The 11659-nt window shown below is 40.8% G+C and carries 15 protein-coding genes and 1 tRNA gene; 10 read left to right on the top strand and 6 right to left on the bottom strand.

The features are described from left to right. Positions 1 to 237 precede the first annotated feature (237 nt). Positions 238 to 621 carry a glycosyl transferase gene (locus tag DWW90_RS20035; protein ID WP_233547852.1) on the top strand — a complete coding sequence of 128 codons (384 nt, stop codon included), beginning with the start codon at positions 238 to 240 and terminating at the stop codon, positions 619 to 621. A 52-nt stretch (positions 622 to 673) separates the two neighbouring features. Here DWW90_RS20035 and DWW90_RS20030 read toward each other — a convergent pair whose 3' ends face one another. Together DWW90_RS20030 and DWW90_RS20025 are read right to left on the bottom strand one after the other, a co-directional pair. After that, positions 674 to 1144, bottom strand: a complete 471-nt coding sequence (locus DWW90_RS20030; protein ID WP_122346251.1) for a hypothetical protein — start codon at positions 1142 to 1144, stop codon at positions 674 to 676. Positions 1145 to 1184: 40 nt separating this feature from the next. After that, complete coding sequence (locus DWW90_RS20025) at positions 1185 to 1415, bottom strand: hypothetical protein (RefSeq protein ID WP_122346250.1); 231 nt, start codon at positions 1413 to 1415, stop codon at positions 1185 to 1187. A gap of 128 nt (positions 1416 to 1543) precedes the next feature. Between DWW90_RS20025 and DWW90_RS20020 the strand changes: the two genes are divergently transcribed. The 8 genes from DWW90_RS20020 (at position 1544) to DWW90_RS19985 (ending at position 8170) form a co-directional block, all read left to right on the top strand. Next, positions 1544 to 4624 carry a hypothetical protein gene (locus tag DWW90_RS20020; RefSeq protein ID WP_233547851.1) on the top strand — a complete coding sequence of 1027 codons (3081 nt, stop codon included), beginning with the start codon at positions 1544 to 1546 and terminating at the stop codon, positions 4622 to 4624. 2 nt (positions 4625 to 4626) lie between these two features. Beyond that, positions 4627 to 5088 (top strand): hypothetical protein, encoded by a 462-nt coding sequence (locus DWW90_RS20015; RefSeq protein WP_122346249.1) that lies wholly within the window; start codon positions 4627 to 4629, stop codon positions 5086 to 5088. Continuing rightward, positions 5078 to 5425 (top strand): hypothetical protein, encoded by a 348-nt coding sequence (locus tag DWW90_RS20010; RefSeq protein WP_122346248.1) that lies wholly within the window; start codon positions 5078 to 5080, stop codon positions 5423 to 5425. The genes DWW90_RS20015 and DWW90_RS20010 overlap by 11 nt, the downstream gene beginning before the upstream one ends. 20 nt (positions 5426 to 5445) lie before the next feature. Further along, the gene (locus DWW90_RS20005; protein WP_122346247.1) at positions 5446 to 5847 is read left to right on the top strand and encodes a D-Ala-D-Ala carboxypeptidase family metallohydrolase; all 402 of its coding nucleotides are present in this window, start codon (positions 5446 to 5448) and stop codon (positions 5845 to 5847) included. A gap of 149 nt (positions 5848 to 5996) precedes the next feature. Beyond that, complete coding sequence (locus DWW90_RS20000) at positions 5997 to 6314, top strand: protein BatD (RefSeq protein ID WP_147382457.1); 318 nt, start codon at positions 5997 to 5999, stop codon at positions 6312 to 6314. 116 nt (positions 6315 to 6430) lie between these two features. Continuing rightward, entirely contained in the window at positions 6431 to 7234 is an 804-nt protein-coding gene (locus tag DWW90_RS19995) for an HNH endonuclease (RefSeq protein WP_158582878.1), read from the top strand. 178 nt (positions 7235 to 7412) lie between these two features. Continuing rightward, positions 7413 to 7598 carry a DUF2589 domain-containing protein gene (locus tag DWW90_RS19990; protein ID WP_122346244.1) on the top strand — a complete coding sequence of 62 codons (186 nt, stop codon included), beginning with the start codon at positions 7413 to 7415 and terminating at the stop codon, positions 7596 to 7598. Positions 7599 to 7630: 32 nt separating this feature from the next. Next, a complete protein-coding gene (locus DWW90_RS19985) occupies positions 7631 to 8170 on the top strand; it encodes an N-acetyltransferase (protein ID WP_147382456.1) in 540 nt (179 codons plus the stop codon). 44 nt (positions 8171 to 8214) lie between these two features. On the opposite strand, the gene DWW90_RS19980 is transcribed toward DWW90_RS19985, so the two are convergent. Genes DWW90_RS19980 through DWW90_RS19965 form a run of 4 tightly spaced genes read right to left on the bottom strand, consistent with a single transcriptional unit; the run spans position 8215 to position 11116 of the window. Further along, positions 8215 to 8937 (bottom strand): SOS response-associated peptidase, encoded by a 723-nt coding sequence (locus DWW90_RS19980; RefSeq protein WP_122346242.1) that lies wholly within the window; start codon positions 8935 to 8937, stop codon positions 8215 to 8217. Between the two features lie 4 nt (positions 8938 to 8941). After that, on the bottom strand, positions 8942 to 9406 hold the full coding sequence (locus DWW90_RS19975; protein ID WP_122346241.1) for a TspO/MBR family protein: 465 nt from the start codon (positions 9404 to 9406) through the stop codon (positions 8942 to 8944). Further along, positions 9403 to 10665, bottom strand: a complete 1263-nt coding sequence (locus DWW90_RS19970; RefSeq protein WP_122346240.1) for a Y-family DNA polymerase — start codon at positions 10663 to 10665, stop codon at positions 9403 to 9405. Before DWW90_RS19970 ends, DWW90_RS19975 begins: the two co-directional genes overlap by 4 nt. Position 10666: 1 nt before the next feature. Further along, entirely contained in the window at positions 10667 to 11116 is a 450-nt protein-coding gene (locus DWW90_RS19965) for a LexA family transcriptional regulator (RefSeq protein WP_199662227.1), read from the bottom strand. Between the two features lie 277 nt (positions 11117 to 11393). On the opposite strand from DWW90_RS19965, the gene DWW90_RS20560 reads away from it, so the two are divergent. After that, a tRNA-Lys gene (locus tag DWW90_RS20560) sits at positions 11394 to 11483 on the top strand. Positions 11484 to 11659: the final 176 nt, after the last annotated feature.

The following is an 11659-nucleotide window of genomic DNA, read 5'->3' as shown; positions in this document are numbered from 1 at the left end:
CGACTTTGTACAACGATGGAAAAGGTTTAAAAATATAGTTCACAACTGACAAAATATGAAACAAAGTAATAAACCGGGCTTCAGCCCACAAACTAAAAGAATATGACATTAGTAATTATTTCATTCCTTATTATCGCTGCTTATACAGCAGCGGTATGTATAAAGGCGAAAGGTATACCGTACTCAATTAGTGCGACGTATTACACCCTTGATCATAAATTGATCTTTGGTGCTTCAATGTGTCTAACAGCGATGTTCCTGTTCCCGGTCGTTTGGGAACTGAGCACGACCTTCACTATGCGGTTGCTGGCGATCGCAGCCTGTATCGGTTTGATCGGTGTCGGTCTGGCTCCCGATTTTAAGGATGCCTGGGTAAATAAAATTCATTGCGGATCGGCGGCGTTGACCTTAATCTCTTCGCAATTATGGGTTGGCTGTACGTCTTATTGGTGGGTGCTTATCCCGGTGTGGCTGGCTTTTATCGTTTACACGGTGATTAGTATGGGTAAACACGTAACCGGTAGTATTTGGCAAGACTTTGTGTCAACAAAGCCTATGTTTTGGTGTGAGATTGCGGCGTTGGCGGCTACCTATATCGTGATTATGTTTTGGTTACTTTAAAAAAATCCGCCTCCGAGCTATCACAGACCGGAGGTGGGTATTTGTAGAATATTTAATTAGATAATATCTCGTAAGCCCTTGGTATTATATAATCTAAGTTTTGTTTCGCTGTTAAAAAATATATAACTTCGTCTGTGTCATCTGTATACGTATACTCCTGATCTTTGAGTAATCGTAATAAATGATTGGCAACTTTATTTAGGTTTGGAATATATTCGTAATCAATATTTGGACCTCTACTTGAATATGTAATATCGGCAGCCATTGCATTGTCTTGCTTTGATCTAATTAGTTTTTCCCAAATATGAGAACCTCCATTTGATTGGGTACTTGTGGTCAGATCAGCAAAGACATTTATATTATCAATACTTTTAAAATAATCAGGGCGGCTATTACTTAAAATGGATTGAGTTTCCCATTCTAAATCAATCGCCTTTTTATTTAATTTTTCTTCAATGCAGTATCCCCATGCTCTGGGGGTTTTAGTTGCTATATAATATTCTTGATGTGGAGTATGGTCCATATCTTCATTTTGTAAGTCTTCTTCTGCTTCCTGAATGGCTTCAGGTAGTTTTTTGGTCTAACTCGTTAAAACTATCCATAATGGTTCTGTTTGATTTTGGATCATATGGGTCGAGTGCTGGTTCAACTTGGCGCTGAATTATTTTTTTTAGTTGTGCCTGTTTTATTGATTGTGTTCTATTATCAATAAAACTATTTAACAGTGTATTTTTTTTCTGATTAATACATCTTTCTGTAGGAAAAGGTTTGTTTTTTCTTTGATAAGCTTCCATGGAAATTAAATTAAAAGTTGAAGTACAAATATACAAAATTATATATTAAAACACGACAATCGGTAAAATGTCATATATCCGGTTGCCGTGTTTTTTATTGCCTAAAAATAAGTAGGTTATTTAGCAGTATGGAAATAAAGCGCGGAAATACAGTAGTTTGTGACGTTTACCTGAAGGACAACAGTTATACGGTCGAGGAAATAATGGGGGAGGACACTCTTACCTTGAATTTCCTTTCCCGTAACGTTGTAGAGCTTCAGATCAATGACTATATAGACTTTGAAGGAACGAAATACAAAATACGGCATAATGAGAAAGTAACCAAGCGGGAAACGTCTCTCGGCTGGGAATATACCGTGATGTTCTATTCATCGAGGTACGACCTTCTGGATGTTGAGTTTTTCCTTCATGGTGCACCGGAACGAAAGAAGAACTTTGACTACTATACCGGAACCGCGCGTGATTGGCTGGAATTGTTCGTGAAGAACATGAACCGGGGCGAATCTGGCTGGGTGGCCGGCTCATGTATCGAATCCCGGATGATCACCCTTTCTTTCAAGGACAAGAAGGTGGGTACAGTGCTTGACGAACTTATCAAGGAACTGGATAGTGAGTACTGGATATCCGGCCAGACAATGAACATCGGCAGGAGGGAGTATTCCAGCAACGGCCTTGTCTTAGCGCAGGGCGAGGGCATGGGCTTTACCGAACTGGAAGTTTCGGCAGTAGATGATACGCCACCTATCACAGTATTGTATCCTTACGGATCAGACAAGAACCTCGGTCCCGATTACGGGGCTGATTATCTTCTTTTGCCCGGCGGCCAGCTCTCTATCGAGAAGAATGTAGATAAGTACGGCCGAATAGAGAAGTCTATGCAATTCGATCACATCTTCCCGAAAGGCGAGTTTACTGTTACAGAGAAGATCGACGATTACACTCTCAAGTCAAATATAGATTTCAACATTACTGGCTGCCTTCTGGATGGTGTGGAAGTGATCGTTACCTTTCAGGACGGCGGTTTGGCAGGTTATGACCTGGCTATTGTAGAAGATAGCTGGGACAACGACTTGAAGCAATTCAAACTGAAGGTAAACGATCAGGAGAACGCCCTTAAGGTTCCCGGAGACGTCAATTTCTCTGTAGGGGATAAGTTTATCCTTACTGGGTTGAAGATGCCGCAAAGCTATATAGATAAAGCCTCGCAGCAGCTCTTAGAAGAGTCGCAGACATGGCTCGACGAGCATTGCGATAAACGCATCCAGCTTCGAGGCAAGTGCGAAGAGAAAACATTCCGCCTGCAGAACATCTTTGTCGCCTGCGGCCAGATGGTCGGCGTGTATTCCGAGCAACTGAAGATTGACCGGGAGATTCGTGTTACCAAGGTGAAACGCTACATCGAGAAAGACGGTATACCCTCATTCAGATACGAACTGACCTTATCCGATTTCCTCGAATCAAATGGTTTCAAGGACCTGGTAGACGACGTGAATAAAGTTCCGAAAGAAATAGAGGATAAAGTAAAACCTGTCCGTGAGCATTCTAAGCGATCCTGGAAAGATGTCATGGAAACCCTCGGTATGATGTTCGATCCGGAAGGGGACTATTTCACAGAACTTATTAAACCTCTTGCCATTCATACGGCACAGCTAATCGTTGGTACTAATTCTCAGCAGATGGACTTGGTAGGAGTAAAGTTTATTCCGAATGCAGACAATGACGCCAACTATTTCAGAAACACGGCTGGTAAGTTGGTACACTTTACGATTAGCGATACTGTCCGCGAGTGGACTATCCCAGCGGCATCCTACCGGCTGAATAATTCGCTTGCCTATTACGTCTATGCCAAATGCCCGAAGGATGGGAGCAACGGATCTATTTATATAACCGACCGTCAGATAAAATTAGAAGATGAAACCGGGTACTACCATTTCTGGGTAGGGGTGTTGAATACTCCGGAAGACGGCGTACGTTCCTGGCTTCCCAATTATGGCTATACCGAGGTCGCCGGGCAGACAATTACGACGGGATTGATTAAGGATAAGTTGGCCCGGTTGATTATTGATCTGGTGAATGCAAGAATAATAGCCACCAATGGTGCAACGATTGAAGGAGTGATAAAATTCCTTTCCGGATCATCCGGGTTATATAATATGTCCGAATGGCCGTCTGTCAATGGCGATATTGAAGATGCTTACGGAATGGGCTATAATGCCTTCCAGAAGGCTGGTACTGCCTACGATAAAGCAACAGCCGCCGAAAAAGCTGCGGCAGATAAAGCGGCTGAAGCAGAGAGAACAGTAAAGAATAACCTTGCGTATCAGCTTGGATTTAAGGATTACGCCGCTATGGTTGCTGCCGGCCGGCTATCGAGCGTACTTATCGACGGAGGTGTGATATCGGCTGCCGTCGTTGATGCTGCGGCAATTGTTACAAAAGCTTTCAGTGCGGAGATGATAACAACAGGTAACCTTACCGTCACCGATGGAGCAAAAGTAGCCGATTTTAATGTAAAGTTAGGTAGCCTTAAATATGTGGGTGACGCCTACTCTAATACAGCTAAACTTTATATCGGAAATGTAGATAGTGGTAATCCGAATACCGGCGGTGCGCGAATAACTGCATTAGGTATTGATACCCCATATACGGTGTCAAATGCCAAAGTTCAGACGGCACATATCAAGAATATGTTCATCGATAACGTCTCAACATCCGATAAAAAAACGTCAATGCTGATAAAGACAGACTACGGAATAAAGAATACGGCTTTAGCAGTGTTTGGCAACGTTGCTGTGACAGGTAATGTAACTGGCTTAGGTATCCCAATAGGCAATATACCTAATGCCGATACTGGATATGATCATAATTGTAGCCTTGTTAATGCAGGAACATATACGCTTCCCACCGGCGAATCAATCAAGGATTGGTTTGGCGATAATCCTAATTCATGGAAAGCCTATTGCGGTAATAAAGGAGGAATGGACGCGCAAGACTATGACTTATACATCGCCTGCGCATATTGGGCAACCGGTTCTGCTATAATAAACGGAAATACAAACGGTAATAGCGACTACTCTCTTCTATCAGGAACTCCGCTATATGGAATTAACGTGGTTAGAAGCGGGGCTGGATATGTTGAATTGAAACCAGGCCAAACCGGACACTTTAAAAAGATTGGTCGTACTTGGTATTGTTTGGGAATTAATTAATTATGGTACTAATAGTAAATAGAACAACAGGCAGGATAATCAATGATTATCTCCTGAAGAGAGGGGAGTTGAGATGTGAGCAAATGTTCGACACCTGGAGGCGCACGGATGGTTACGTCGTTTATCCGAATGATTGCTATCTGGCTCTGAAATGGGATGATGAATACGATTTTGGTTCCGATGAAGAACTGCTCGGGCACACGAACGTGTATTACTACATCGACAAGCAGATCGTGTTAAAACGAATCGTCGAACCCGAATACGTTCGCCAGCAAATCGGTTGGCTGGAAGATGAGCTTAAGACGACCGATTACAAGGTTATTAAAGCCTATGAGGCAAGCCTAATCGGTGGGGCTGTTCCTTATGACTTCAACCAGGTTCATGCCGAACGGCAGGCGATACGTGATAAAATCAATAAGTTGGAAGGTCTATTAAATAGGGAGGAGGTAAAAGGTGAATATTGAATTGACAGACATACTGACAATTATCGGGACGTTGGGTGGGTTCGAGGCAATAAAATGGGGTATAAACTTTTATGCAAACCGAAAAACAAATGCACGTATCGAAGATGCTCACGCGGATGCAGAAGAGTTCAAGGCTTTAAGGGAGTACAATGAGTTTCTGCAAAAACAGTTATCCGAAAAGGAGGAACGATTCGTTGAACAGACTGGCAGGCTTCGGCAGGTGCAAGATGAGTTATTTACTCTGAAAGAAAGCTATTCGGATGTAAAGTTGGAACTTGCCCTGAAGAGGTGTGAAAAGAAAAAGTGCGGTGATCGTGAACCGCAAAACGGATATTAATAATATAAGGAGGACAAGGAATGAAAATCAGTGAGAATTTTGAATTGAAAGAGTTTACCCGCAGCGATACTGCTATGCGAAAAGAAATAGCGAACGATCCCGGCGTGCAGGAGGTGAAAGCGATCGAGAACCTGGTCGTAAACCTGTTGCAACCGCTCCGGGAAAAATACGGGAAAAGAATGGTCATTAACAGTGGCTACCGGTGTCCGGAGCTGAATAAAGCTGTCGGCGGTGTACCAACCAGCCAGCACACGAAGGGGGAGGCTGCCGATGTCGCCTGTGAGCACCCGGCGTATCTGGTCGAATGCCTTCGACGGTCGGGGCTTGACTTCGATCAGTGCATCCAGTACAGTACTTTCGTACATCTGTCACTGAAACTCTCCGGACAGAACCGGAAGCAATATTTGAAAGGGAAGTACTAATGAAGGGGTGGCACGTCATAATACTTTGTGTCCTTTGTTCTTGTGGAACTTCAAAGCGATCCACAGAGGCAGAGAGATACCGACAGTCCAAAATTGAGCTTTCAGATAGCCTTTTCTGGCGGGACAAGCTCGAGCGGACAGAATTACGTATGTCGGAAGAGATGTTGAACGCCAAACTTATCATTACTGAATGGTCTCAGCCGGATAGCATCGGCAGGCAATATCCGACTAAAACTACCGAGATAGATATGAGCAGGCAGAAAAATGAATCGGATAGTACAATGGTGCAATCAGGATCGAATGCTATTCAAGTCAAAAAACAAGATATAACTATTCAGGAATCCGAAACAGTAAAAGAGGATGTCAAAAAAGATTCTCGGTTTGTTCCCGTATGGGTGTGGTGGGTATTGGCTTTAGGATGTGCTGTAGCCGTTTTGCTTGCTTGGATGGCTAAAAAACGAAAGTAGTTTCTTTTTGTTTCATAGAAAGTTAATAATGTAGCCGCTCTGCCTGTGATAGGTGGGGCGGTTTTTTTTATTATATTTGCAGTGTAAAAATGTTTAACCTACTAATATTAGGAACTATGTCGCAAAATAGAAAGAAGGTTACGAAGGATTTATTTCCATTTATTTTAGAAGAAGCGATTGAATTTCACCTGAAACGTAGAGTAAGAAAAACAGCTGTTGAAAATTTAGTAAAGCTTGGAATGAATGAGACAACAGCCTCTCGCTATATAAGTTCATTAAGTAATATGTTGATTGGAAAATGCTATGAATCAACAATGAGTATTTCGGCAACGGAGTATTTTTTAGATAGAATATTTATAGATTTTGGTGAGGATAAATTGTCGTGGGCTTTATATGCATTACAGCAACATTTGGTGTATTATGAAAGTCTCAGGGATTTTAAAAGGAAAGGTTTTTGGAAACTTGTTAGGAAATATAAGACGAGGATCAAAGAACAAGAAATTGATAACGATTTAGAACAGGCTATTCTTGATAATTTTGTTGCAGAAGATGGACGTCAGAGAGTGATTCAAGAATTAAAGGAGTTGAAAGTTTCAGACCCAGTATCTGTGACTATTAATGCAACAACTTATAAAAGGGATAATAAAACTATATCTCAATTAAAATATTTGCGAGGCTATCGTTGTCAAATGTGTAAAATTCAGATACCTAAAGCGGATGGTGGTTTCTATATAGAAGGGGCACACATTGATCCTAAAAAAAATAGAGGAAATGAACTTCCTAATAATATACTCATCTTATGTCCTAATCATCATAAAGAGTTTGATTACGGTAAGCCTGAAATAATTAGTAGAGATGATGAACATTTCAAATTTAAATTAAATGGTGAAGTTTATGATATTTCTCTCAAATTGGAATAGTTGAGACTGTGAGTTTGCAACGAAGACAATTTAAGGAAACGAATTATTTTTTCATAGTTAAGGTTTTGAGCGCCTGGGTAGTGATATTCTGGCGCTCTTTTTTATATTTCTCTTCTTCAAAATACACAATGTCTCAAATAATTCCCTACATTTGGGAATCCTTAAAAAAGCAATAATTATGACAGAAGATTCTACACCTTCACATGCTGTAGCTGATGCGTTACAATCACTTCCTTTCGGTAATCTTATCGGAGCTCCATTGACTGCCTGTGCAGAAGCTCAAGCTGAACAAGCGGAGGCTGCTGATAAGTTTATGAAAGAAGTTGGGCTTGAACCGGATAAAGAGGCAGAAGAGAAAGAATAGAAAGAATAGTTAAATCATTGAATTGAATGACCATGAAAGCTGAGAGACAACACAAAGAGTGTACTTCACGGGTATTGCAACCGTCAAAAGGTGGTGGTGGGCATATTGTTGATAATAGATCTCAAGACCACGCAGGGATTATTGGTTCTATTCAAGAAAAAAGAAATATTATTCAAAGAATGCTAGAGCAAACTCTAATTACTGACTTTTTTCCAGTTCTAACACAATCCGAAAATACTTTTGAGGCAAGTTTGACTGGAGGAAATGTAATATCACATGTTGAATTTGAAGAATTTGAAGATGGTGAATATTGGCTTGTTGATGCTGAAACTCAGCCGGAATACCAGCGTAGAGGTCTTGCACGACAACTAGTTGAAAATGCTGTGAATTATTATGAGATTGTATTCGCATCTTTAGCGACACAACAAGAACATGAGGATTATGATGATAATGATACGAGGTATTTGACAGAAGAGGGTGCTGCTTTAGTTAATAGTTGCATTAATCACGGTATAAACATAGTCTATCGTAACCCTTTTGACAATGAGATAACGTCTGAAAGTGATGATTAACTTCTCCGTTTAAACCACCTAAACAGACCGTCCAGAGATCACTACTATAGACGCTTATTTTCTGAAACCTTATTCAAAATTGTCGGATCGTCTGCCGGTTTCTTTAGAAAGTCATTCTCAATAATGTATGCATCCATCTGATCGGCAGGGAATGGAAGTAGCAGTTGTTCAATATCTGATTTACTCAATGCTGGATCAAGCCACTTTTCTTCGTCTTCATGAGACAAAATAGCCGGCATCCGGTGTTTTGTATTGTGGATATAATCTGTGAGAGGGTTGGCATCTGTCGTGATGATAGAAAATGTATTGACAATTTCCCCGGTTGTTTTATCCAACCAAGTATCGTATATTCCGGCCATTGAGAAAATAGGTTCATTTTTGACATTGATATAAAAGGGGATCTTCTTGTCTCCTTCATGTCGCCACTCGAAATAACCTGTCGAGGGTACGATACATCTTTTTTTCATGATCGGTTCCCGGAATGAAGGCTTTGAAAATATAGTATCTGCCCGGGCGTTAAGTGTCATCCGTTTTATCTCGTCTGCCTGTTTTTCATCTTTTATCCAGAACGGAATCAATCCCCACCTGAAGCTTTGAAGTTCCTGATCTGGTGTAACGATTGGATATTCTGGAAATGAAAAAGCATTCACTCTGTACTGCTCTTGTTCCTTCAATATCTTTTCAGCGATCTCAACTATACTAAGATTTCGACCGTAACGGGCTGCCAATTTTGTAGCCTTAGCTGACATTGAATTATAGAAACACATAATCTTAATTGTTTAGTAAGATGTAACCATTCAAATATGTTGCAAAATAAATCCAAATTATATAAGGAAAGAATAGCAATGAACTGACTTTTCTTATCGGATAACTCTTAACGGCATATATTGTCACATAGATGTCGAGAATAAGAATATCGATGAACCCTAATAACGGGTTTCGCAAGTAAAAGAACAAGATACTCCATGCGAAATTGAAAATTAGCTGTATGCTGAAAAGTTTGACCAATTCTTTTTTCATCATTGAGTCTGATAGGAAAATTATTCCGATAGATATTCCAATACAAAGGTAGATAACACTCCACGCAATAGGAAACACTATGTTTGGAGGCGTTAAATCTGGTTTGTTGAGAAGTGGATACCAGTTTTTAATAGCGTCTGCTTGGAAGTAACTTGCTGTCAATCCAACAAAGAAACATATCAGTATCGGAATAGTTATTGCTGTTGCTTTTCTCATATCCTTATCTTTATAATATCATTTATCTTTGTTGTATAACAAGGGGAGAGCTGTTCTTGTTTCAGTTTCCATTTCCTTCGGCCACCTTGAATTGCTAAAGATAGATTATTTCGGGTAAAACCGTTGTTCAGCCGGTCTACTACATCCATGAGCTTTTTGTGTTTTTCTCGGTCCACGGCATCGAATATGTTTTGTTGTATTGCGCTATCGGGCACGATATCCATGATAATGACACCGGCTTTCTTGAAGAAATATCCTTTCCGGTAGATATTCCGGAGAGCAGCGAGTGCATAATGCACGATTTCCGGCGTGTTGTTTGTTGGTACTGGTAACTTTAGTACGCAATTTTGGAAGTACTGAGGCAGATCCTCCCGGAAGTTATTCGTGTGAATGAATACCATAAGCGATTGAGCGCAGGATTTTTGTTTGCGTAGTTTTCCGGCGCAGATGCTGGCAAAAGAAGAAACAGCTTCTTCCAGTCCTTCTATCTCTGTAATGGTTTGTCCGAATGCGCGCGAGGTACATATCTGTTTCTTTGGCGGCGCGATCTGTTCCATATTGATGCAAGGTTCACAGTTCAGTTCTTTCCAGGTACGTTCGCCTACAACTGTCATCTGCTGACGGACCCATGCTTTCGGCATTTGCGCAAATTCAAGGGCGTTGTGTACCCCGTATTTCTCTAATCGCTTCGCGTGCCGGCCTCCGATCCCCCAGACGTCGCCGATCTCGGTATGTTTGAGGGCCTTTACCCGTTTTTCTTCAGTGTCGATAATGCAAACCCCTTTATATCCTTTATGCTTTTTCGCGAATTTGTTGGCGACCTTGGCGAGTGTCTTTGTCGGGGCTATACCCATAGATACGGGTATCCCGGTTCCTTTCGTCACTGTTCGGACAATATCTTCTCCGTATTCTTTCAAATTATATCTCTCAAAACCGGAGAAATCCAGAAAACATTCGTCAATCGAATATACCTCAATATTTGGAGAGTAGGAGGATAGCATTGTCATAACCCGATTAGACATATCCCCGTATAACGTATAGTTGGATGAAAATACACCGATATTGTACTGCTCAATCTCAGTTTTGATTTGGTAAGCAGGTATGCCCATCTTTATACCAATGGCCTTTGCTTCGTTCGATCGGGCGATCACACAACCGTCATTGTTACTCAAAACGACAACCGGCCGACCGTTCCAGTACGGATTGAACGCACGCTCACAACTCGCATAAAAGTTATTACAATCAACTAAGGCAAACATATTACACCCTCCGGTTATGATTTTTGATCGAGTAGGTGACTATTCCCCAGATTTGAAAATCGTTCTCAGGGGTGACCTTGATTGGTTTGTAAGCTTCGTTTGCTGGTATCAACCAAATAACATCTGATTCGATCCGGATATATTTGATCGTAAACTCTCCGTCAATATAACAGACTGCCATGTCACCTGATCGCGGCTCCAGTGATTTGTCTATTACAAGAATATCACCGTCAGCCAGGCCGGCATCCTTCATGCTATCACCGGATACACGCCCGTAAAATGTTGTACTCGGATGGTGAATCAGTTCTTTATTCAAGTCTATTGCCTGGCTGATATAATCCTGTGCCGGACTTGGGAAGCCGGCTTTAATTCCTCCATCCGCATAAGGTAGCGGCATATAGGTTTCAATATCTACATTGTAGATGGTTAAATTCTTTTCGCTTTTACTCATAAATGATCTCCTTATTGACAAAAGTAGGAAATGATTTGGTTAATATCATTGAATTGATAGTTAATGTTTTAGAGATAATTCTTAACCCTAAAATAGTAAAAAAGTGTATCTGATGAAATTGAAAGGCTTTGTGTAAATGCTAAACAACATACGTCCTAATGATCTGTGAATAAAAATAAGCTGTATGTTTACAAACAAGTCAAGTTTGGTAAATCAGATCGGATAAACTGTTAAAATAGCTCTGATTTGAAACTAATTTGAAAATCAAAAAATATACGACTGTAATAGCTTGATTATTAATATTGTATAAGTTGACCACTAATGACTCTTAATCATTGGGTCGAGGGTTCGAGCCCCTCCCAGGTCACAAACAAGCAACAAATTAATAAACAGCATTTTACAGTTGATTCTGTGAAGTGCTGTTTTTGTTTATAGGCCATTTTTATTGGGTAAATTAAGGCTCACCCGAAATCATTGGGGATCACCCCGGAAAGTTGTGGAGAAAGCAAAAAATAATTATTTTTGCTCAATGGAAACAGGTTA

Origin of the sequence: Parabacteroides sp. AF17-28 (assembly GCF_003479205.1) — a bacterium.
GTDB lineage: Bacteria > Bacteroidota > Bacteroidia > Bacteroidales > Tannerellaceae > Parabacteroides > Parabacteroides acidifaciens.
Note: the sequence above shows the minus strand (reverse complement) of the source record. Positions and strands in the feature narration are given on the sequence as shown.